The following is a 23,688-nucleotide window of genomic DNA, read 5'->3' as shown; positions in this document are numbered from 1 at the left end:
CGTATGTCGACTAATCAGAATAACAGCCATTTTTCATCAGCACGTCGCGGCGCATTGCGACGCTTCGGACAGCTCGGTTTAGGTATGAGTGCCTTGGGAGTGACGGCAACACAGCTTGCTTTTGCTAAGGACGCCAATGACGCGACAAAGACGGCCGATGGTACGAGTTGTATGCCGAATTATGCGCGGCATATCGATGCTCATGGTGCGCATCAACAGGGCGTCATTACCCCGGATCATAAGGAAGCGATTGTGATTGCCTTTAATTTGACCGTTGAAACGGTGCAGGAGCTGAACGAGCTCTTTAAAATTATTTCACGACGCATCCGCTTTTTAACGGTCCCCCAAGATATTCCGGTGGATAAGGACGATCGTTTACCGCCGATGGAGTCCGGTATTTTGGGCGGTAAATTAGAGCCTGATTTATTAACGGTGACGGTGGCTGTCGGTCACACTTTGTTTGACGATCGTTTCGGTCTTCAGGATCGTAAGCCTAAGCACTTGATGGAAATGAACCGTTTTCCTAATGATCGTCTGGAAGCTAAATGGGTGGGCGGTGATTTGTTATTGCAGTTCTGTGCCAATAGCCGTGAAAGTGTGATTTATGCGTTGCGTGATATTGTAAGACACACTGAGCGCTATATGTCACCGCTGTGGAAAATCGACGGCTTCTTACCGGCGCGTGATATTGACCGCGGTCAGACGGCGATTAATTTATTCGGCTTTAAAGACGGCACGGGTAATGCGGACAGCAAGGACGCCGCTTTGATGGACGATCTGGTCTGGGTCACGGCGAAGCAGGAGGAGCAGGCTTGGTGTCGTGACGGGTCTTATATGGCTGTCAGACTGATTCGTTTTAATTTGCAGTTCTGGGATCGTACGCCTTTAGAGGATCAGGAAAATGACTTCGGTCGCGATAAACGCAGCGGCGCACCTATCGGTATGAAGGGTGAGTTTGACGATCCAGAAATGCTAAAGGATCCGCATGGCGACCGTATTTTATACGATTCTCATATACGTCGTGCCGAGCCGCGCGATCCGGAGCGTCATGTCGCTAAGATGAGACGTCGCAGTTTCAGCTATTCACTGGGGTTGCATCCTTCCGGCTTGCTGGATATGGGTTTAATCTTTATTTCCTTCCAAAATGACTTACTCCATGGCTTTATTCATGCTCAAACCCGCCTGAACGGTGAGCCTTTGGAACGCTATATCAAGCCCTTCGGTGGCGGTTACTACTTTGTCTTGCCGGGCATGAAGGATGACAATACATATCTCGGTGAGGGCTTGATGAAGGATTAGGGTGAGTTAGGAGGCTACCGTTACGCCAAGCGTCAGCGACGGTGAACATATGTATTAATTTGATGCTTAGTGCACAACCGACAAGGAAAAAAACACAGAGCCCTAGCATTTTGCATGACGTTAGGGCTCTATTTTTGTAGTCAATCGGAATTCAACGGGCGCTTAATGTAAACGTTCAAGTAACTGCTGGGGTATGCCGGTGATCTCTTTAATCTCCGTCAATGAGTAACCTCGTGATTTGAGATTCTGTGCGATCTCAAGTTGTGGACATATCCATGAGGCTTAACACCTCTTCAAAACACGGCTGAGGTCAATATGGTTAAAATCAAAAGGCTGATTGAATGTCTTATCAAGGCGACTATCGATTGTCTCCGCCGAGGGCTTGTTTGTTGTGTTGTTACTCATAACCTGCTACTCATCAGAATAATCCATAAAAGATTATCCTAAGCGATCCACAAGCATAAAAGAGCCAATGGGCGCTTTTTGTCCACCCTCTTTTTTGATAATCGAGTATACGATTGACGCACACTTACCACCAAATAGTGCGCCTTAACGCTTACCCTTGTTTAGGGCTTTTTTACTGATGATTGATTAGGCAATGATTGGAGAAACTATGTTAAGCTGTTTAATCCGGACGCTTTTACATGGTAGCTTTAAATGCCTTATTTAATTAAGATTTTTACAGCCATTGCGCTGCTTTTTCTATTGGCGGCCTGTGCTTATAATCCCTCCAAACCGCGGGTTTCGGCGGGTGCCGGTCATAGCATACCCATCAGTACGGGCACCGGCACTTCAGCTTGGGTGACCAATGCCGTGCGTTTCTATCCTTGGTCTAAGGGCAAAAAGGTGCGGAGCCTCTACGGGGGTGACGATTCGACCTTTTCCTAATAGTAGCGCAGGTATTGGGGTGGATTGGTAAAGCGGGACGGTTGCCTGACCATCCCATGGCGCTTTAGCGATACATCATTTTCGGCAAGAACATAACAATCTCGGGAAATACGCTGATTAGGATGACGCCTAATAGCAATATTAGGAAAAATGGCAGGGCGGCCAACGAGAGATACCAGATGTTTTTGCCGGTCATGCCTTGGAGTACAAAGAGATTTAATCCTACCGGTGGCGTAATCTGTGCCATTTCAACCACGATAACCAGAAATAAGCCGAACCAGAGTGGATCAATACCGGCAGCCTGAATGCTCGGTAGCAGGATAGAGGTGGTCAGTACCACAATGGAAATGCCGTCAAGAAAGCAGCCCATGATCACAAAAAAGACTACCAATACGGCTATCAGCGCATAGTTATTAAGTCCCAAATCGGTGATCCATTGTGCCAATAGCATGGGGATATTTGAATAGCCCATGGCAACGGTTAAAAAAGCCGCGCCCGCGAGGATAAAGGCAATCATGGAGGAGGTCAGCATGGCAGAAATTAAGCTCTCCTTAAAGGTTTGCCAATTCAAATCGCCATAGATCCAAACTAAAATCAATGAGATCACCACACCCACAGCCGCTGAATCGGTGGGGCTGGCAATACCCAAATAAATTGAACCCATTACGCCGATAATCAGTAGGGTTACCGGAATCAGACTACCACTGGCTTTGATTTTTTGGATAAAGGAAATCGGTGGATCTTTTTTAGGCACTTGGCTCGGATTAAGGATGGACCAAATGGCCACAAAGCCCATAAACAGGCTAATCATCAACAGCCCCGGAACAATGCCGGCAACAAATAAACGGGTGATGGAGACATCGGCCGCCACACCGTAAACAATCATAATGATTGATGGGGGAATTAAAAGACCCAAGGTGCCTGAGCCGGCAATGGTGCCGATAACCAGCTTTTCGTTGTAGCCGCGACTTTTTAATTCAGGGAGGGTAACTTTAGCAACCGTTGCGCAAGTCGCTGCTGAAGAACCGCTCACTGCCGCAAAAATACCCGATGCGACAATGCCTACATGACTTAAACCACCGGGAAACCTACGCATCCAGGGAGCTAAGCCGGTAAAAAGGTCACCGGAAATACGTGAGCGGAAAAGAATTTCACCCATCCAAATAAATAAAGGCAGGGCCGCTAAAGACCATTCGGAAGAAGAACTCCAGATATTAGTGGCGAGAACATTGCTTAAGGGGGCATTTGAGAATAATAAAATACCGACAATACCGGTAAGAAAAAGAGAGACTGAGACCCAAACCCCTAGGGCTAAAGCGCCTATTAAGCTAAAGACTAAAATCAGCGAAAAAATAACCTCAGTCATTGCTGTCTCCCACATCGACGGGGTCGATAGTGACTAGTGCGTCGGAGCGGCCATAACGTATCATTTCAATAAAGGTATCAATGCAGGCAATGCTGAAAATCACCGAGCCTAAGGCCAAGCCTGCTTGTGGAATCCAGAGCGGAAGCCGTACTAAACCTGTGGCAGTGCTATTCCATTGCCAAGAGTCGAACGTAAGTTCAATCAGACTGTAGCTGATTAAAAGGGCGATGGCAACACCGAGTAAGGCAACCACGGTGTGCGTCCAACGGCGCAGCGTTGCTTTAAAACGCATCTCCAAGAGCGTTACTCGTATATGTGAATGATGTCTTAAGGCAATCGCCAACGATAAAAAAGTGGCCAGTCCTAAGGCATAGCCGGAAAACTGGGCATAGGAGGGAATAAGTAGCCCAAAGCGTTTGTCGAACAAGGCATGGGCTACATAATCAATAATATTAAATGTGACTTGACCAAAGAGAATGATCACAATCACTAATAAAGATAATGCAGCGCCGGCCCCACTTAGTTTATATAAAAAATCGAGACTTTTGCGCATCACAAATCCTATGATTACTTATTGAATTTAGCGATGATGGCTTCACCCTCAGCGCCCGCCTGTTTACTCCATTCGGCAGCCATCTGCTCACCGATTTTACGTAAAGATTGGCGTAATTCCTCGCTGCCGGGACTTAACTCAATGCCATTATCAACCAAGGTTTGGTTTTGTTTTACCATATCCTCTTTAGACATTTCCCAACCACGCTCTTCCGCTTTGGCGGCAGCATCTAAAACGGCTTTTTGGGTAGCTTCATCTAAGCCGTCCCAGCTGCGTTTATTCACTACCACGGCATTTTTAGGTAAAAAGGCCTGTACATCATAGTAATACTTTAAAAAGTCCCAAGCCGCAGAGTTAACGCCGGTTGAGGAAGAGGTGATCATGGCATTAACGCGACCGGTACTGAAGGCTTGTGCCACATCGGTTGCTTCAATCTGTGTCGGAATGGCTCCCGACAATTGAGCCAGGCGTTCGGTCTGTGGGCTATAAGCACGCATACGCATACCGCTCAGATCCTCTATTTTGCTCACCGGTGTGGTGGTGTACATACCTTGCGGAGGCCAAGCCACGGAATACAAAAGCTTCAGATTTTGTTTTTCCAGTAATTGCTCTAAAGAAGGTTTGGAAATTTGGTAAAGCTTCCAAGAAGCATCGTGTGATGTGGCTAAAAAGGGCACGGAGTCGAGTGCAAAGAGCGGATGCTCATTAGCCATACCGGAAAGAATAAACTCGCCCATCTCAATTTGACGCGAACGTGCCGCATTCTTAATTTCCATGGGTTTAATTAAGGAACCGCCGGGGTGCACAGTAATATCCAGTTTACCTTGCGTCGCTTCCTTAATATCCGCAACAAATTGCTTGATATTTTGCGTATGAAAATTCTGCTCAGGGTAGGGTGTGGCCATCCGCCAGTTTTCTGCATGCGCTGTGGTAACCGTAAAAATAGAGGCTGTCGCAGCAATGGCGAGCGTTAATGGTTTTAAAGTCATTGTGTGTCTCCTTTGGTCTTTATTAGGGTGGTTGCAAGACCGCTGATAGCGTGTGCTTGGCGAACCCGTGCTTACTCTGCTTTGCCGTAAGCTCCGCCACCCGGGGTTTTAATTACAAAAATATCACCGATTTGCATGCTGGTTGAGGCACTGAATCCTAGCTGCTCTACGGTTCCGTTAGTGCGCTCTACATGGTTTGCTCCTACCTCTCCATCTTCCCCGCCTAATGCGCCAAACGGAGCAACTCGACGACGGTTAGAAAGGATAGAAGCTGTCATCGGTTTTAAGAAGCGAATACGGCGAGTACCACCATTGCCACCACTGACTTTGCCGCCGCCTCCACTACCATGGCGTATAGAAAATTCCTCTAATACGACGGGGTATCTGAACTCGAGTATTTCCGGATCGGTTAGGCGTGAATTGGTCATGTGGGTTTGCACGACATCTGTACCGTGAAATAGCTCTTCACCACCGTCCTCATGGATGATTTTACCCGCACCGCTACCACCTGCGATGGTTTCATAATATTGGTATTGCTCATCACCAAAGGTGAAGTTGTTCATTGTGCCTTGAGAGGCCGCCATGATGCCTAAAGCACCATAAATAGCGTCAGTAATGCATTGTGAGGTTTCAACGTTACCTGCGACGGTGGCTGCCGGGGCGTGGGGGTTTAGCATACTGCCTTCAGGGATAATAACCTCAATAGGCTTTAGGCAACCTTGATTCATCGGGATGTCGTCATTGACTAAGGTGCGGAAAACGTAGAGGACAGCCGCCATGCATACCGCTTTGGGCGCGTTGAAATTACTCTCCAGTTGTGCTGAGGTGCCGGTAAAATCGACTGTAGCGCTGCGTGAATCTTTATCAACGCGCACAGCGACCCGAATATTGGCACCATTATCCATTTCGTAGCAGAACTCACCATCTTGTAGGGCATCGATAGCTCGACGAACGGACTCTTCGGCATTGTTTTGTACATGCTGCATGTAGGCTTGAACCACGTCCAGACCGAAGTTTTGCACCATACGACGCAGTTCTTGTACGCCTCGCTCATTAGCAGCCACTTGTGCGCGTAGGTCGGCAATGTTTTGGTTGACGTTGCGAGCAGGGTAGGTTGCACCAAGAAATACCTCACGTAATGCGTCTTCACGCATGGCGCCATTTTCTACCAACAAAAAGTTATCTAAGAGCACACCCTCTTCAATGACGTTACGACTATTGGGGGGCATGGAGCCCGGAGTGATGCCGCCCACATCTGCATGATGGCCACGTGACGCCACAAAAAACAGAATCTCTTTGCCATGATTGTCAAAGATGGGAGTGACAACGGTGATATCGGGTAAATGAGTACCGCCGTTATAAGGGTCATTAAGGGCAAATGTGTCACCGGGTTTGATACGACCTTGGTTCTTATAAATGATGGTCTTAATGCTTTCACCCATGGATCCTAGATGAACCGGCATATGGGGGGCATTGGCGATTAAATTGCCGTCATGGTCAAACAATGCGCAGGAAAAGTCTAAACGCTCTTTGATATTGACAGAAAATGCTGTGTTGGCAAGTGTCGCACCCATTTGCTCAGCGATGGCCATAAAGAGGTTGTTGAAAATCTCTAACATGACAGGATCGACCGTGGTACCAATGGCTACTTTGCTTTCTTTGGCTTTGCTTCGACTTAGGAGTTGTTCACCACCGCTGAGAATATCCATTTGCCATTCCGGCTCGATCACGGTTGTGCCATTGGCGTCAAAGACGATTGCAGGGCCTTGAATGGACATCCCGGAGCTTAAGTCATCACGATTATAGATAGGCGATAGATGATGTTGTTCATGGGTGAATAACTGAATATTGGCTAAAGCAGGTGGCACTTCAATGCGCTCAGTTGGTGCTGATGAAGGTTCTAGATCAACGCCACTCTTGGCAATGACTTCAACCGATACGGCTTCGATGACTAACGGTCGATCGTGCATTAAGAAACTATATCGTTGCAAATAGGCCTTGAAAAAATCATCTGCCATGGCCTCCACTGTTGAAAAATCTACCACAATGTGCGAGTCAGTACCTTCATAGCGGATGTGAGCACGCTTAATTACCCGGATGTGTGTTTCTTGTGCGCCTTGATTGAGTACTTCAGTGGTGCTTTCTTTGATTAAGGTGTCGAGAGAGGCTTCTGCTGCAGGCATTGCGTCTGTGTTTAGTGGCAGCTCCACCGAAGTTTCCCGCATGGCGGTAATATCGGCTAAACCCATGCCATAAGCAGAGAGAACTCCTGCAAATGGATGAATTAATACTTGTTGCATACCAAGGGCATCGGCCACTAGGCAAGCGTGCTGACCACCGGCACCACCGAAACTGACCAAAGTGTATTTGCTGACATCATAGCCACGTTCGATTGAAATCTTTTTCACGGCATTAGCCATATTAGCAACGGCAATTTGCAGGAAACCTTCTGCGGTTTGCTCTGCCGTCGCGCGGACACCGCTTTGTTGGTAAATCTCATCAGCGAGAACCGTGAACTTTTCTTTGACTAAATCAACGTCCAGCGGTTGATTAGCCTCCGGGCCAAAGATACTGGGGAAGTACTGCGGCTGTAATTTACCGAGCATGATATTGCAGTCAGTGACGGTCAATGGACCGCCATTACGATAGGCCGCGGGGCCGGGATAAGCGCCGGCGGAGTGAGGGCCAACTCGCATACGTTGACCATCAAAGTAGACAATAGAGCCACCACCCGCTGCAACCGTGTGAATATTCATCATTGGTGCGCGAATGCGTATGCCGGCGACCGAGGTGTCAAATAGGCGTTCAAATTCGCCATCATAATGGGAAACATCGGTTGACGTGCCGCCCATATCAAAGCCAATTAACTGCTTAGAGCCCACCGCAGCGGCAATGCGAGCCATGCCAACGATACCACCTGCGGGACCGGAGAGAATGGCGTCTTTGCCTTGGAAATTATCAGCAGCTGTCAGGCCCCCATTTGACTGCATAAACATGAGGCGAGTGTCATCAATTTCTGCATCAATACGATCAACATAGCTTCTCAATACGGGTGATAGATAAGCATCGACCACGGTGGTGTCGCCACGGCCTACAATTTTCATGAGTGCGCTAACGCGATTGGAGACAGAGATTTGCGTAAAGCCGATTTCTTTAGCGAGTTCAGCTAATTGGTTTTCATGTTCGGTGTAGCGATAAGCATGCATTAAAACGATGGCAATGGAGCGATAGCCTTCATCGTATGTGCGTTGAAGTTGAGCTTTACTTTTTTCTATGTCGAGCGCTTTTTCAACCGTACCATCGGCCAGGACACGCTCGCTAACACCCTCAACCCGGCCATAGAGTAGTTCAGGCTTAATAATATGACGCTGAAAGAGTTTTGGGCGCGCTTGGTAAGCAATATTCAGAGCGTCTTGAAAACCCTCAGTAATAAAGAGGGCAGTTGCCTCACCTTTACGCTCCAATAAGGCGTTGGTGGCAACGGTTGTGCCCATCTTAATAACTTCGATAGTGCTACTTGGGATAGCAGTATCGGGATTAAGATTTAAAAGATGGCGTATGCCGGCAAGTGCCGCATCCGGATAGTGTTCCGGATTTTCTGAGAGCAGCTTGTGGGTGATAAGCGAGCCGTCCGGCTTCTTTGCAACAATGTCGGTAAAAGTGCCACCTCGGTCAATCCAGAATTGCCATAAGGCGCTGTCTTGTGGGGATTGCTTGTTGGGGTGTGCAGCCGCTGTGTCCATCATTTACCTATAGAAAAAGAGATTACAACAAAGCCCGATTCTAAGAAATTATCGGCTGAAATTCAATAGGGCTTTACCCAAGTTGTTGAGTAAAGCCCTATGCTTGGTTAATGACTGAAATGGTTTAATACCTGATCTAAATTTTCGGCAAAGCGTTCGGCATTTTGAAAGCCAACCACACGAGTGTCTAGCTCCTGTCCCTCGGCATCAAAGAAGATGATGCCTGGAGGACCAAATAAACGGAAGCGTTTAAGCAACTCACGATCCTCAGGAGTGTTGGGAGTCACGTCTGCTTGCAGTAAAGCCATTTGCCCCATTTTTTGGTAGACCTCGGGTTGGCTAAAGGTAAAGGCCTCCATTTGATGGCAAGAGACGCACCAATCGGCATAAAAATCCAGCATCACAGGACGACCTGCGTTGGCTGCGATGGCTTGCTCTAATTCGGCAATTGAAGAGATTCGTGTAAAGTCTTGGTTTTTGATAGGACCACTGCCCAGTGCAGCTTGAGTGTTTGCAAGCGGGGTGGTGGCAGTGCTTTGTGCTAAGCGAAGCCCCTGTAGTGGCTGTAATAGACTGGGATGACCGGTAGCTAAGCCAACGACTAATAATACCCCCCATAGCAGGGCTAAATAGGCAATAGCTTTAGCGAAAATGGTAAAAACACCGCTACGCTGAGCGTCTGTCGACTTAAAGGCGCCTAAAATAATTGCTAAGCTAAACGCTAAAACTGCCCATAATAAGATGCTAATCCAGCTTGCGATGAGTGGCTGAATCATCCACAGTGCCACAGCGAGTAATAACAAGCCGCAGAACTGCTTAACGCCCTCCATCCAGCCACCTGCTTTAGGCATCAGGACGCCTGAGGTTGTACCAATCACAATTAATGAGGCTCCTTGTCCCCACGCTAGAGCAAAGAGTGCTAGCGCCCCTGTGAGCATATCGCCAGTCTGGGAGATAAATAATAAAACGCCCGCTAATGGAGCAGCGACACAAGGGCCGGCAATCAGAGCCGATACCATGCCCATAATAAATGCACTACCATAGCGTCCGCCGGGTAGCTTGTCCATCAGCTGGTTAAGCTTTGATTGCACACCGGTTGGGGTTTGTAGATTAAAGCTGCCGAACATGGCAAAGGCAAGTAGGACTAAAACGATAGCAAAGACACTGAGGACCCATGGGTTTTGGATCCAAACAGAAAGTACGGCACCGACAGAAGCTGCTGCTACGCCTAATAAACTATAAACAATCGAAGTCCCTAAGACATAGACTAAAGTTAAGCCTAAACCGCGGAAGCGGGCTTTGGGGGTATTCGCGTCGGCGCCATCGGCCTTAGTTTGGTTTTGTTGACCCACGACTAAGGCTAACAAAATTGGCAGCATGGGGAGTACGCAAGGGGTTAGTGACAAGAGTAGCCCTAAGCCAAAAGTAATTAAAATGATATTTAAAAAACTGGACTCATCTAACCAATCGGCGATCTGAGTATCACCAGCCGTACTTAGGCTGCGTGCAGGTGTTTTAGACGCTTGAACGCTGGAGGAACTATCGGTAGCCATATTTTGGCTGTTCGACATGTCAATCGTCTCTGTATTACCAGCGATTGCAGCTAAGGCGCTAAAGTCTAAAGCGGCGACTTCAGTGGATTGGTTGCCCATCATGCGACCTAATAGACCGGGCGCATGGGCGATTTTATAACCGGCGTCAAGCGGTTCTAAATCAATAGGATACTCTTCAGGTGGATAGCAAAGACCGGCATCTGCACAACCTTGAGCAGTGACCACGAGGCGTATTGTTTGGCTTTGGGCTGTTGCTTTGAGAGGGACGTCAATAACCATTGGGTCGTAAAAGACCGGCATGTCTTTAGCAAAGGTCTCGTCATATTTGACGATGGGTTCACCAAACACAGGCTCACCGATTAATGCCTGTTTGAATGTCTCTTGTTGATCATCGCCGACGACATGAAACTTAACTTGCTCCATGTACATGTAGTAGTTGGGCGCAATGTTAAAACGGATATGAAGTTGATCGGGCGCGGGAGTAGAGGTCTCAATCGCAAAGGCTTTTTCAGGTGGTAAAAAATCCTCTTGCGCTTGAGTTACAGCAAAAAAAGAGGTGCTGAAGAAGAAAAACGCAATTAAAGGTAGTAAGTAAGCTAGGTGGTTTTGTGTTTTATTCATCTCGTTTCATCGGCGATCCACTGCAAGTATTGCTTGGAGCCCCCAATAATCGGTAATACGATAATTTCCGGTACATCATAGCTATGCAGCTCTTGGATGCGAGCAATACAGTCTGCTTGACGAGCGGTGCTGGTTTTGATGGTAAGGGTATATTCTTCATCGCTGTGGAGCGTGTCCTTCCACGAGTAGATAGACAAAGAGGGGGCGCTTAAGTTCACACAAGCAGCTAAAGATTCCCCGACTAACTTCTCGGCGATCAGCTTGGCTAACTCTATTGTAGGTGTTGTGGTCTGAATAATTAAGGCCTTTGCCTCAGAAAGAGTGGAATGATTGTCTAACATCAAAAACTCCTAAAAAAGGGGTTAAGCCTGCTGCCTCAACCCCTTTAAACGAAAAACGATTAATTACTGATGATCCCTTATCCAGCGTGCAGCTTCGAGTGCAAAGTAGGTCAAAATACCATCAGCGCCGGCGCGTTTAAAGGCCAGTAGAGACTCCATCATGACCTTGTCATTGTCTAACCAGCCATTAAGAGCAGCTGCTTTAAGCATCGCATACTCACCACTCACCTGATAAACGTACGTTGGCATACGGAACTCGTCTTTGACGTCGCGTAAAATATCCAAGTAAGGCATGCCGGGTTTGACCATGACTGAGTCTGCGCCTTCTTTGATGTCATACGCGACTTCACGTAATGCTTCTAAGCGGTTTGCCGGATCGAGCTGATAGGTCATTTTGTCAGATTTACCCAGGTTTGATGCGGAACCGACTGCTTCACGGAACGGACCATAGAAGGCGCTGGCGTATTTAGCTGAATAGGCCATGAGCTGGGTATCAATCAGATTAGCTTGGTCCAAAGCCTCGCGGATGAGCTTAATGCGGCCATCCATCATATCGCTTGGTGCGATCCAATCGGCACCGGCTTCGGCTTGAACCAGCGCTTGTTTGACTAAGACGTCTAATGTCGGGTCATTAAGCACGTAACCAGTGTCATCGATGACGCCATCTTGTCCGTGGCTTGTAAATGGGTCTAAAGCCACATCACATAACACACCTAAATCCGGAAATTCCTGCTTAATCGCACGAGTCACTCGTGGAATGAGTCCATCGGGATCGGTGGAAGCGATGCCGTCAGGTGTTTTGATCGAGGGGTCAATATTTGGAAATAAAGAAATGACCGGTACACCTAAGGCAACACATTGCTCGGCGACTTTTAAAATGGTGTCAGGAGAATAACGCTTTTGACCCGGTAAAGAGCCGATTTCTTCCTCGACACCCTGGCCCTCACGAACAAAGACGGGATAAATAAAATCATCAGTCGTCAGCACTGTTTCACGCATTAAACGACGAGAAAACTCATGCTTGCGATTACGACGAGGGCGGGCAGCTGGGAAGTCGGCGAGAATAAAACTGGATGACATAATGGTTAACTCCGAAATTTATTTAAATTTAAAAGATTTGTGTGCGTAGCGAAAAGCTTAAGTCCGGCGCTAAGGTACTACGCGTGGAGAAATCCAATTAAGGATTTTCTCATTAGCTTCCTCTAAACCGATACGGTTAGTCGCCGAAAAAGCAATCGCCTCAACATCGCCCAGTTGGCTGGCAATCTCTTTGCGAATGGCGGCAATCGCCTTTTGTCTTTGCCCATAAGGTAGCTTATCCGCTTTGGTCAGGAGAATAAGGACCGGTCGCTTGGCTTGGGCAATCCAATCAATTAAGCCGTAGTCATGCTTAGTAATGCCGCGGCGAATATCAATGAGCAGTACCACTCCGGCAAGTGACGGTCGCTTAATTAAGTAGTCACCTAATTCCTTGCCCCATTCTTGTTGGGCCTCTTGGGCAACAGAAGCATAACCGTAGCCGGGTAAGTCGACTAAGTAGCCTAAAGGATTGTCCGGATCCAAGGAGTCGGGAATACCAAAGATGTTAATCAGGCGCGTGCGACCAGGTGTTTTACTGGAGTAAGCAAGGCGCTTTTGGTTAGTGAGCACGTTGATAGCAGACGATTTGCCAGCGTTGGAACGTCCAACAAAACAAACCTCAGGACCTCGTGGGGCAGGGAGCTGGACAACTTTGCTCGCAGACTGGTAGAAAGATGCGCGGTGTAATATCGACATAATGAGCCGTTTGTATAATAATTAGAATTATCGTGATTAATTATTATATTGTATCGTTTTGTCGTTTTGTCGTCATTTAACGGTAGCAGTCGCAAGAAATGTCATATTTCTTATTCGACTTTAACATGTTAGCTGACAGAGAATCACTAGCGCAAAGCAGACATTGCGCTAAGACAAACTTCGGATGAATAATCACCATACCGTTTGGGTTTTTCCCCTAAGTAACCGTTAAGACCGCTAAAATTTACTACAAAGCTTATTTCTTGCAACTATTTGTCTTATATTGCATTAAAATACAAGACGATTATTTAAATTTGGCGGGTTGTGTATCTACTTTAGACAAATCATACTCATATTGTCTTTAGGTTGTCTTTAACCAGCTATTAGTACTATTAGTATTTATATTGGCACCTATCTGGTATTAGGTATGGTCTCAGAGGAAATTCATGAAGCACGTTATTTCAAAAGTTGTCATGGCTTGTGGTTTAGCCTTAGGTTTAACTAGTGGTGTTGCCGTTGCTCAAACTGCAGTTGGTCCAGCAAAGCCTGATATTGAGCGCGGTCAGCAGCTATATATGAACGGTGATCCTGCTCGTGGCATTGCTACCTGTATTGCTTGTCATGGTACGGATGGTATGAGTATGGTGCCTATTTATCCGCACATTGCAGGTCAGTCTTATGAGTACGTTTTAGCTCAATTAAAGAATTTTAAAAATATTGAGGGCAAGAATCATAGCCATCGTCGTAATCAAAATGCGATGCTAATGGCACCTAACGTGATTCAGATGACTGAAGAAGAGATGAAAGATCTCGCGTTATATGTTAGTAGCCTAGAGCTTACAACACCGGCTATCGCTGAGCACGCTGCCGACCAAGAGTTAGTCCAACGTGGTCGTCAGATCTGGCGTGGTGGTATCCCCGATCGTAATGTCCCAGCCTGTGCTTCTTGTCATGGCGCTGATGGTAACGGCATCCCTGGTCAGTACCCTCGTCTGAGTGGTCAAATTCCATCGTATTTGCATGAGCAATTAATTGCTTTTGCTGATGGCGAGCGTGATAATGCGGGTGCAGATAATCACATGGCAGAGATTGCGAATCGCATGAGCCGTCAAGACATTAAAGCGGTTGCTGATTACGCAGCCGGTATTCGTTAAGCTCAACGCTCAACGGCAAAACACTATCACTATTAATCCTAGTTGTTTTGTGCGGGATCAAAAAATCATAAGGCTCTAGGGAACTCTAGAGCCTTATTTTAATCAAACATTCCGTAACATTTGTTTCTTCTTGTATTTACTACAGGAACGACAAGGTAGTTCCATTTTTTAACTAAACAACTCAATTTTCGTTTCCTTCATGGATCGAGCTTTTCTTTTTTATGCAAAACGATAAGACCATAAGCGCTAGGCGCAAAAGAAATTTAGGCAGAGATATTTATGAGCTCCTAGGCTCCATGCGATTCGCCGTTAGTCTTTTGACGTTTATTGCTATTGCGACCATTATCGGGACTGTGTTGGAACAAAGCCAAACAGAGATTCAGTATATTGATAAGTTTGGTACCTACTGGTATTCCGTTTTTAGGAAGTTTGGTGTAGCCGAAATCTATAATACCTGGTGGTTTTTATTGATTATGGCCTTCTTAGTGGTTTCTACGACGGTATGCCTGATTCGTAATACGCCCAAGATGATCAAGGATATGCGCACCTTCCGTGAGTATGTTCGCCAAACCAGTCTCCGAGCTTTTCCACATAAAATTGATATTGAATCTGATCTCAGCCAGGAGGAAGGTGTCGCTTTAGGGCGCTCATGGTTAAAGCACCATGGCTATCAGTTCAAAGAAAAAGTTGACGGTGATACGGTTTTATTAGCAGCCAAAAAGGGCAGTAGCAACCGATTGGGTTTTATCTTTGCGCACATGGCCATTGTTGTTATCTGTATTGGTGGTTTATTAGATAGTGAGCTACCCAATCGCTTACAGATTTGGACCGGCTATAAAAAAGCGATTCCTGATGAAGCGCGCTTCGTTTCTGAGGTTGAGTCAACATCACGCTATGGTACAAATAACCCGAGTTTCCGCGGCAATATGTTGATTTCTGAGGGACAGGCGACCGACTATGCGCTTTTAAGCATGGGCGGCGACTACTTTATGCAGGAAATGCCTTTCCAAGTTAAGCTCAATAAATTTATCATTGAGTATTATGAAACCAATGGTCAGCCTAAGCGCTTTGCCAGTGATGTTGATATCACCGATTACAAAACCGGTAAAACTGAAAATTTAATTATTGAAGTTAATCACCCTCATAAAATAAATGGTGTCACTCTGTACCAGTCCAGTTTTGATGATGGTGGCTCCAGACTATATATGACGGCGATACCGATGCGCGACAATGGCTTGACACCATTCGAAGTATTTGGTGAGGTGGGTTCAGCCAATGGGACGCAGCTGAGATTTACCGAAAATGGCGAAATGTATCGCTTAACCCTGACTGAGTTTTCACCAATCAATGTTGAGGATTTATCTAAGCCGGGCGAATCACATCGCACCTTACAAGAGCAAGTGGTCGCAGTGACCGGTAGTGCCGCCAGTAAAAATAACGAAAAGATTCATAATGTCGGTCCAAGCTTTGCTTATACCTTGACCAATGAGTCCAATCAGCCAATGGAGTTTAAAAACTATATGTTGCCAATTCCTTTGGAAGAGGGCTTAGTTTATTTGTTTGGTATTGGCGATCAGGAAAATGGTGGTTTCCGCTATATCTATTTACCTGCTGACGACAAAGGCGCATTAGATGAGTTTATGGGTATACGAGCGGCGATTAATGATCAATCAGTCCGTACACGCATTGCACTCGAATATGCTAAGTTGATGGAAAATCCGGAGGTGCCTACGGCCGCTATTATTACGATGGCGGACACTGCCTTAAATGTTTTTGCTGAAGGTGGCTTCCATGGCTTGGATCGCTATATCAGTGGCGAGGAGCTATCCGAGGCCGAACGTGTACCCGAAAGCTTACGAGAGCCTTTGCAGCGTATGATGCGAGACTATATTGTTTTCAGTACAATGAAAGCGCGAGAGTATGTGCGTGCGGATCTTGGCTATCCGGCGCTCTCATTTGATGATATTGAAGCGGTTGAGCAGAATGCTGATTGGCTTAATCTCGCTATCCGAGGCTTATCAGATATGCCTCATTATCCGGTACCGATGACGTTGCAGCTCAAGACATATGAGCATGTACAAGCCAGTGTGCTACAAGCGACACGCTCACCCGGTAAATGGGTGGTATATTTAGGTACATTTTTCTTAATGATAGGCATCTTTATGATGTTATATGTTCGTGACCGTCGCATTTGGTTCTGGGTTAATAAGCAGGACGATGGTGGTAGTGCCATTAGGGCGGCAATGACTTCACACAAACGTACCTTAGATTTCCGCAAGGAATTTAATAAATTTAAGGATGACTTCTCCGACGTAGCAAGAAGTTAGGGGTATTAAAAATGAGTGATATGTTAGTAGATTCAAAAGCAGCTGCAGTAGCGGCTAAATGGGAAAGGGCTTCGGAGGGTGTTAATACCGAGAGTCTAAGAGGTCGTTTTAACTGGACCGATATCGTCTATTTCATTGCCCTGATGGCGGCGGCTATTTACTTTTTAGTCGAGTGGCCGGACTCCATGGATATCTATGAAAAAGTTATCTTGCTCTGTTCGCCTTTCGCTGTTGTTTGGGTGGGTTGGTTATGGCGTCCTTTGCGCGCCTACATGATCGCCACCTTTGTTTTAGCAGCCTTTGCGGTGCTAGTCTACAGTGGTGATTTATCAAAAGGCGATAGCAACTTTTTCTTAAAGTACCTATTGTCTTCACAGTCCGCCGTTTTGTGGATGTGTGCCTTGTACTTTATGTCGACTATCGTGTATTGGTTTGCTTTTGCCAATAAGAACTTAGCCTGGATGGGTTCTGCTTTTGCTTGGGCCGGTACTGTCTTGGGTTCTGTTGGTCTCTTAGTGCGTTGGCGCGAAAGCCATTTAATCGCTTTCGATATGGGTCATATTCCCGTCAGTAATTTATATGAGGTATTTGTACTCTTCTGCTTAATTACTGTGCTGTTTTACTTGTACTATGAGCGTCGCTATAACACGCGGGCTTTAGGCGGTTTTATTATGTTGGTTGTTGCGTCGGCGGTGACCTTCTTGCTGTGGTATACCTTCTTGCGTGATGCAGCGACTATTCAACCACTTAATAACGCGCTAAACAGCTGGTGGATGAAGCTCCACGTACCGGCTAACTTCGTAGGCTATGGAACCTTTGCCTTATCAGCCATGGTCGGTTTTGCTTATTTGGTTAAGCTACACGGAGAAACCACCACTTGGCGCCCGATGATTCCACTGTTATTAATCGGTGGTGCTTTAGTGGCGGAGCCATTGATGTTCAGTTCGCGAGGCGATTATGCCTTGTGGTTTATTTATTTTGGCTTAAGCGTTATCGTGGTGGCGGGTATTTTAGTTTGCCGTAAGCGCATTGCAGCTAGCCTCCCAAGCTTTGAGGTACTTGACGATATTATGTATCGTGCCATCTCTATCGGTTTTGCCTTCTTTACAGTAGCAACAGTGTTAGGTGCATTTTGGGCTGCCGATGCTTGGGGTACCTATTGGCAGTGGGACCCTAAAGAAACCTGGGCCTTTATTGTTTGGCTAAACTACGCCGCTTGGTTGCACCTACGCTTGATGAAAGGTATGCGTGGCCAGGTCATGGCATACTGGGCCTTAGCCGGCTTGGTGGTTACCACCTTTGCTTTCTTAGGGGTTAATATCTTCTTATCCGGTCTACATTCTTATGGTGAGCTGTAGTTATACACGGGCTAAGTAGTGATTGATTAAAAATAGCGTTGATATTCATTTATCAACGCTATTTTTTTGGTTCTTTGCTTAGTTGCTGATCTGCTTCTCACGTAAGGCTTGGATCGCTTCCTCACTAAATCCTAGCTCAGCTAAGATTTCATGGCTATGATGCCCCGCGGGACTGATACTGCCTGCTTGGGCGGGTGTGCGGCTCAAAATAGGCTCGGGAGCGGGATACAGGTTGCCATTGATTTCTTGAAAAGAACCTCTTGCTTGATGGTGTGCATAGCTCACAGCCTCATTAAAGTCCAAAACAGGGGAGAAGCAAGCATCGGTACCCTCCAGTAGCTCGCACCATTGTGCTTGAGTCCTGGTCTGAAACAACGCCGCCCATGCTGCTTTTTGCTCAGGCCATAAGTCACGATTCATTTGCTCTTGAAAAATAGCTTCATCCTCTACACCGCATAGTTCGAGAAGCAGTCGGTAAAACTGAGGCTCAATGGCACCGAGCGCAATAAACTTCCCGTCCTGACAGCGATAACAGCTATAAAACGGCGCGGCTCCGTCTAATAAATTAGCTCCACGGTTAAGGTTCCAGAGACCTTGTTCGATTAATGCGTAGTACATGGTGCTGTTCAGTGAGGCGCCACTAGTGATGGCAGCATCGACTACCTGACCCTGTCCGGAGCGTTGACTCTCAAGTAAAGCACAGACAATGCCGTAAGCAAGCATCATCGCGCCACCGCCCATATCACCTACTAAGTGTAGTGGTGGATTGGGTGGGGAGGTGGCATCACCCATGGCATGTAATGCACCGGTGACAGCAATGTAGTTAATATCATGACCGGCCGTTTTTGATAAGGGACCTTCCTGGCCCCAACCGGTCATACGACCATAAATCAGTGCCGGATTGATCGCAAAGCAATCGTCGGGTCCTAGACCAAGTCTTTCCATCACACCGGGTCGAAAACCCTCGATTAAGATATCAGCTGTAGCGACCAGCTGTTTAACAATGTCTTTAGCTTCTTCTTGTTTGAGGTCTAAGATAAGGTTGCGTCGACCACGTTCAATTGCCGTACCGCCGCCACCTAAAAACGTGTCGCTGTGGCGGTCAATACGGATAATTTCAGCGCCCATATCAGCCAACATCATGGCACAGAAAGGAGCAGGGCCAATGCCTGCCATTTCAATTACACGGATACCGCTAAGGGGTCTGTTGGTCATCATTGGCTCCATGGGCTTTAGGTTGCAGGGTTTGTGCGACTAAGAAATAGTAGGAATGAGCTCGTGTCCAAATAGCTCGTCAATTGTTTCACGGCGGCGAATGACGAAGCTTTGGTTACCATCAACAAGTATTTCGGCTGCACGTGGTCGAGAGTTGTACTGACCGCTCATAACAAAGCCATAAGCACCGGTAGATTCGATAGCAATCAGATCACCTGCAATAAGCGCAAACTCACGGTCCTTGGCGAGCCAGTCACCGCTTTCACAAATAGGACCGACGATATCATAGGTTGTTGTTTGGCTATCTCTGATCTCTACAGCGAGTGCTCCATGATACGCATCGTATAGGGTAGGGCGAATTAAATCGTTCATGGCTGCATCAACAATGGCAAAGTTTTTTGTTTCGCCATCCTTCAAAAAGAGCACCTCAGTAATTAACACGCCGCTGTTACCGACTAAAGAGCGTCCAGGCTCTAGCGTCAGTTGTAAATGGCCATAGCCACGCTCTTGAAGTACGTTGAGTGTTGGACCGATAAGCTCACGAGGGTGAGGAGGTTCTTCGTTTTGATAGCGAATACCTAAGCCGCCACCGATATCTAAGTGCGCTAACTCAATGCCCTTGCCACGAAGTTGATCCATCAGCTTCAGTAGGCGCTCTAAAGCGTCATAATAAGGCTCGATCTGAGTGATTTGGGAACCGATATGACAATCTAGGCCGACAATTTTAATATGCGATAAGGTCGCGGCATGCTCATAGGTGGCGAGAGCATCTTCCATCGCAATGCCAAATTTATTGTCTTTTAAGCCTGTCGATATATAAGGGTGCGTCTTTGCGTCTACGTCAGGATTGACTCGTAGGGAAATAGCTGCTTTTTTGTCTAACGAAGAAGCGACCTCTTGGATTAAAGAGAGCTCAGGAATGGACTCGACGTTGAAGCATTTAATATTGGCTTCGAGTGCGGCTTTTATTTCCCAAGTTTGCTTACCGACGCCTGAGAAAATAATCTTTTGTGGGTCTGCACCTGCCTTGAGAGCGCGTGCTAACTCGCCACCGGAGACAATGTCAAAACCGGCGCCCCATTGGGCAAATAAATTTAAGATGGCTAAGTTTGAGTTGGCTTTCATTGCGTAGCAAATCAGGACATCGCGATTGTCTATGGCTTCTTGGTAGCTGTCCCAAGCGGCTTTGAGTGCGGCTTTGGAGTAAATAAATAATGGAGTGCCATGCTCTTTGGCCAATGCTTTAACCGACAATTGCTCTACAAATAGAGTCTGATCTTGGTAGTAAAAATGAGGTTGACCGACAGGGGCAATGCTGTTTGTATTGGTAGAAAAATTGCTCATCATTTTAATAATAAAATTTTGCTAAGGTGTTGATTGATTATTTTTGTTTAGTGTTGAGGGGTATCGCTTTTTAGTGCTTCTTGAGATTTTCGGTAGTCTTCTGCGCGTTGACGACCATACTCAATGCGAGCTTTGCGAGCAGCTTTTTGCTCAGCAGTTTCATTTTTAAGCGCTTCTTTGCGTGCTTTGATACGGGCATCTCGCTCATCCAACTCACGCTGTTGGCTGGCAGAAGGTAAATAGACAGGCGTTTTTTGACCGCATGCTGAAAGCAGTAGCACCAAAGCCAGCGTAAGTATTATGTTTTTCTGAGTAGCCACACCGACCTCAAGGACGTTCTTGGTTTGATTAAATAATTTTATTAACATAAATTCTAAGTAATCAGTAAATGATAAGATGCTTTGTTATAGTATCTTAAAAGCTTTACCTGTTTAAACCGATTGATTTAGAAGATATTACATTATGACAGAATCTGAATTCCTTGCCTTAGCGGATGCTATTTTGGCAGAAGTAGAAGATCAAGCAGAGGGTTGGTTTGAAGATTTAGACTTAGACTTGGACACCACCATTGATGGCCAAGTTTTAACTATCGTCTTTAACCGTACCGATCACTTAGTGCTAAATAGCCAATCCCCGTTACAAGAGATGTGGTTAGCTGCTCCTAGCGGCGCTTGGCACTATGGCTACCAAGATGGTAAGTGGGTTGATACCCGTGGCGGTATTAACTTGGATGAGCGCTTGTCTGAGCTCTGTACGCAGTTAGCCGGTCAAGAGCTTAAGGTGACAATTCCTTAAACCTAGCTTACGCTACACGACTATCTTTCAGTTTACAGAAGAGCCGCTCTATAACATACATAGAGCGGCTCTTCTGCTTTAGCTGATTGTGCTTAGGACCTCTTTAAAAGAAGGTCTCACCTTTGGCGGCCATATCGCGTAAGATTTGTGGTGCTTCATAGGCTTTACCTAAGTGCGCATAGCGATCGCAGAGGGCCACATAATCGCTCAGACCGGTTTGATCAATGTAGCGTAAGGCACCACCGCGGAATTTAGGGAAGCCAAGACCCATGATCAAGGCCATATCTGCTTCATCAGGGCTAGAGACAATTTTTTCATCAATACAGCGAGCGACTTCATTACACATCGTCAGCATGAGGCGGTCTCTAATCGCGTCGTCAGAAAACTCCACTGAGCCCGGACCATCTGCGGCATCTATATGCTCTGCTAGTAACTCTTTAATCTCAGGGTCAAAGGCTTTGCGTTGGCGACCGCTTTCGTCAGCCTCGTACATATAAAAACCTTTGCCATTTTTTTGTCCTAAGCGATTGGCTTCAAATAGCACCTTAGTAGCTCCCTTGAAACTGGGTTTCATACGGTCAGGGAAGCCTTCAGCCAATACATCAGAGGCATGTACACAAGTGTCTAAGCCAATTACATCGGATAAATACGCCGGACCCATAGGCCAACCGAAGTCTTCCATGACTTGGTCGATTTTTTGGATACAAGCACCTTCTTTGAGCAGTAAATCAAAGGCATCAAAATAAGGGAACAGGACGCGATTGACTAAGAAGCCGGGGCAGTCTTCAACCACAATAGGCGATTTGCCCATTTTTGTTGCTAAAGCAACAGCCGTCGAAACAGCGGTAGGTGAACTTTCTTTGCCGCGGATGACTTCGACTAAGGGCATGAGCGGAACCGGGTTAAAAAAGTGCATACCTACGAAGTTAGCCGGGCGTTTTAGTGTCTTGGCCAGTTCCGTGATAGAAATGGTTGAGGTATTTGACGCTAAGATAGCATTGTCACGGATTTCGTTTTCTACCTCTGTAAGGACCGCTTCTTTTACTTTACTATTTTCAGTGACCGCTTCAATGACGATATCAACTTCGTCAAAACCGTCATAAGAGAGTTGAGGCGTAATTAAGGCTAATGTAGCGGCTTTTTTGTCTTCAGTAATACGGCCTCTTTGGAGCTGGCGATTTAGCTGCTTCTCGGCTTCTGCCATGCCTAAATCTAATGCGTCTTGACCAATATCTTTCATGATGATTGGTGTGCCCTTAGTCGCTGCTTGGTAAGCGATGCCGCCGCCCATGATACCGGAACCTAAAACGGCTGCTTTATTAACTTCCAGCGCATCGGCGGAGTTTTTCTTTGCGATACGCTTAATGACTTGGTCGGAAAGGAATAAACCGATTAAGGCATCAGCTTGTGGTGTTACACATACATCAGCAAAGTGCTTGGCTTCCACTTCGACTGCTTGGTCACGCGGCATATCCGCTGATTCTTCAATGACGTCTAAAAAGGCTTTGCTGGCCGGGTACTGTTCAGGATTGGTTTTTTTAGTGAGCTCGGCTCGAACGCTATTAAAAAAATCCTTAGAATCACCCTGCGGCATAGCGATTGGCTGTAGTTTGGTAGCACGCTTTGCTTGCCAATCAATTTCGCCCGCGATGGCTTTTTTGAGGGCTTGTAATGCGACCTCTCTGAGTTCGTCATGCGGAGCGATCTCATCAACTACCCCATCAGCAAGCGCTTGCTGGGCTTTGCGAGGATAGGATGTGCTAATCCACTCAATACCTTTGGCTGCACCTGCTAAACGGGCAATACGTACTGTGCCGCCAAAGCCGGGAATAAGGCCTAGGTTTAATTCAGGTAGACCGATTTGTGCCTTATCGCTCATCACGCGGTAGTCATTTACTAAGCACATTTCTAAACCGCCGCCTAAAGCAAAACCATTGATGGCAACGACTTTTGGAATATTTAAATCTTCAAATGCATTGAAAGTGCGATGAATATCCATGACCCAGTTTTTGATATAGTCGCGACCATGCGAAAAAACATCGCCAAACTCAGTAATATCAGCACCTACAATAAAGAAGTTCTTGGCTGAAGTGACCAATAAGCCTTTGATTTGTGGGTTTGCTTTGACCACATGGATAGCGGCCGCTAAGTCATCTAAGGTGACGCGGTTAAATTTATTAACTGATTCGTTTTCTAAGTCAAATTTAAACTCTGCAATACCATCTTCTAACATCTGTACAGTAATTGCGGGTCCTGAATAAATCATTGCCTACTCCTAAAAAATTATTATTGATTCAACATAATAGACTATAAAAGTTTTTACTTAGTGTTGCAATGCAGTAATTACCATAGACTTTTACATGAGC

At 46.4% G+C, this 23,688-nt stretch carries 18 protein-coding genes; 6 read left to right on the top strand and 12 right to left on the bottom strand.

Annotation, left to right across the window (positions count from 1 at the left end; all coding sequences use genetic code 11):
* Nucleotides 1–3 precede the first annotated feature (3 nt).
* Entirely contained in the window at nucleotides 4–1,299 is a 1,296-nt protein-coding gene (efeB, locus tag B092_RS0111975) for an iron uptake transporter deferrochelatase/peroxidase subunit (RefSeq protein WP_018575470.1), read from the top strand.
* Between the two features lie 657 nt (nucleotides 1,300–1,956).
* Complete coding sequence (locus tag B092_RS0111970) at nucleotides 1,957–2,187, top strand: hypothetical protein (protein ID WP_018575469.1); 231 nt, start codon at nucleotides 1,957–1,959, stop codon at nucleotides 2,185–2,187.
* A gap of 64 nt (nucleotides 2,188–2,251) precedes the next feature.
* Here B092_RS0111970 and B092_RS0111965 read toward each other — a convergent pair whose 3' ends face one another.
* From B092_RS0111965 to yihA, 8 genes are all read right to left on the bottom strand, one after another.
* Entirely contained in the window at nucleotides 2,252–3,553 is a 1,302-nt protein-coding gene (locus B092_RS0111965; protein ID WP_018575468.1) for a TRAP transporter large permease, read from the bottom strand.
* The gene (locus tag B092_RS0111960; RefSeq protein ID WP_018575467.1) at nucleotides 3,546–4,106 is read right to left on the bottom strand and encodes a TRAP transporter small permease; all 561 of its coding nucleotides are present in this window, start codon (nucleotides 4,104–4,106) and stop codon (nucleotides 3,546–3,548) included. Before B092_RS0111960 ends, B092_RS0111965 begins: the two co-directional genes overlap by 8 nt.
* 14 nt (nucleotides 4,107–4,120) lie before the next feature.
* On the bottom strand, nucleotides 4,121–5,095 hold the full coding sequence (locus tag B092_RS0111955) for a TRAP transporter substrate-binding protein (RefSeq protein WP_018575466.1): 975 nt from the start codon (nucleotides 5,093–5,095) through the stop codon (nucleotides 4,121–4,123).
* A 71-nt stretch (nucleotides 5,096–5,166) separates the two neighbouring features.
* A complete protein-coding gene (locus tag B092_RS0111950; protein ID WP_018575465.1) occupies nucleotides 5,167–8,838 on the bottom strand; it encodes a hydantoinase B/oxoprolinase family protein in 3,672 nt (1,223 codons plus the stop codon).
* Nucleotides 8,839–8,945: 107 nt separating this feature from the next.
* The gene (gene dsbD / locus B092_RS0111945; RefSeq protein WP_018575464.1) at nucleotides 8,946–11,012 is read right to left on the bottom strand and encodes a protein-disulfide reductase DsbD; all 2,067 of its coding nucleotides are present in this window, start codon (nucleotides 11,010–11,012) and stop codon (nucleotides 8,946–8,948) included.
* Nucleotides 11,009–11,353, bottom strand: a complete 345-nt coding sequence (gene cutA / locus B092_RS0111940; RefSeq protein ID WP_018575463.1) for a divalent-cation tolerance protein CutA — start codon at nucleotides 11,351–11,353, stop codon at nucleotides 11,009–11,011. The genes dsbD and cutA overlap by 4 nt, the downstream gene beginning before the upstream one ends.
* A gap of 63 nt (nucleotides 11,354–11,416) precedes the next feature.
* A complete protein-coding gene (hemB, locus tag B092_RS0111935) occupies nucleotides 11,417–12,433 on the bottom strand; it encodes a porphobilinogen synthase (protein ID WP_018575462.1) in 1,017 nt (338 codons plus the stop codon).
* A gap of 69 nt (nucleotides 12,434–12,502) precedes the next feature.
* Nucleotides 12,503–13,129, bottom strand: coding sequence for a ribosome biogenesis GTP-binding protein YihA/YsxC (gene yihA, locus B092_RS0111930; RefSeq protein ID WP_018575461.1), 627 nt, complete (start codon nucleotides 13,127–13,129; stop codon nucleotides 12,503–12,505).
* 446 nt (nucleotides 13,130–13,575) lie between these two features.
* Between yihA and B092_RS0111925 the strand changes: the two genes are divergently transcribed.
* From B092_RS0111925 to ccsB, 3 genes are all read left to right on the top strand, one after another.
* Nucleotides 13,576–14,283, top strand: a complete 708-nt coding sequence (locus B092_RS0111925) for a c-type cytochrome (RefSeq protein ID WP_018575460.1) — start codon at nucleotides 13,576–13,578, stop codon at nucleotides 14,281–14,283.
* Between the two features lie 296 nt (nucleotides 14,284–14,579).
* Nucleotides 14,580–16,610: a cytochrome c biogenesis protein ResB gene (locus B092_RS0111920; RefSeq protein WP_040608571.1), complete on the top strand. Its 2,031-nt coding sequence runs from the start codon at nucleotides 14,580–14,582 to the stop codon at nucleotides 16,608–16,610.
* A gap of 11 nt (nucleotides 16,611–16,621) precedes the next feature.
* Entirely contained in the window at nucleotides 16,622–17,968 is a 1,347-nt protein-coding gene (ccsB, locus tag B092_RS0111915) for a c-type cytochrome biogenesis protein CcsB (RefSeq protein WP_018575458.1), read from the top strand.
* Nucleotides 17,969–18,046: 78 nt separating this feature from the next.
* Here ccsB and B092_RS0111910 read toward each other — a convergent pair whose 3' ends face one another.
* Genes B092_RS0111910 through lptM form a run of 3 tightly spaced genes read right to left on the bottom strand, consistent with a single transcriptional unit; the run spans nucleotide 18,047 to nucleotide 20,895 of the window.
* Complete coding sequence (locus B092_RS0111910) at nucleotides 18,047–19,183, bottom strand: CaiB/BaiF CoA transferase family protein (protein WP_018575457.1); 1,137 nt, start codon at nucleotides 19,181–19,183, stop codon at nucleotides 18,047–18,049.
* Nucleotides 19,184–19,222: 39 nt separating this feature from the next.
* On the bottom strand, nucleotides 19,223–20,530 hold the full coding sequence (lysA, locus tag B092_RS0111905; RefSeq protein ID WP_018575456.1) for a diaminopimelate decarboxylase: 1,308 nt from the start codon (nucleotides 20,528–20,530) through the stop codon (nucleotides 19,223–19,225).
* Nucleotides 20,531–20,574: 44 nt separating this feature from the next.
* Nucleotides 20,575–20,895, bottom strand: a complete 321-nt coding sequence (lptM, locus tag B092_RS0111900) for an LPS translocon maturation chaperone LptM (RefSeq protein ID WP_018575455.1) — start codon at nucleotides 20,893–20,895, stop codon at nucleotides 20,575–20,577.
* A 94-nt stretch (nucleotides 20,896–20,989) separates the two neighbouring features.
* Between lptM and cyaY the strand changes: the two genes are divergently transcribed.
* The gene (gene cyaY, locus B092_RS0111895; RefSeq protein WP_018575454.1) at nucleotides 20,990–21,322 is read left to right on the top strand and encodes an iron donor protein CyaY; all 333 of its coding nucleotides are present in this window, start codon (nucleotides 20,990–20,992) and stop codon (nucleotides 21,320–21,322) included.
* A gap of 103 nt (nucleotides 21,323–21,425) precedes the next feature.
* On the opposite strand, the gene fadB is transcribed toward cyaY, so the two are convergent.
* Nucleotides 21,426–23,588, bottom strand: a complete 2,163-nt coding sequence (gene fadB, locus B092_RS0111890) for a fatty acid oxidation complex subunit alpha FadB (protein ID WP_018575453.1) — start codon at nucleotides 23,586–23,588, stop codon at nucleotides 21,426–21,428.
* Nucleotides 23,589–23,688 lie beyond the last annotated feature (100 nt).

The sequence above is a fragment of the Oligella ureolytica DSM 18253 genome, assembly GCF_000373745.1.
In the GTDB taxonomy this organism is placed as follows: domain Bacteria; phylum Pseudomonadota; class Gammaproteobacteria; order Burkholderiales; family Burkholderiaceae_B; genus Oligella; species Oligella ureolytica.
Note: the sequence above shows the minus strand (reverse complement) of the source record. Positions and strands in the feature narration are given on the sequence as shown.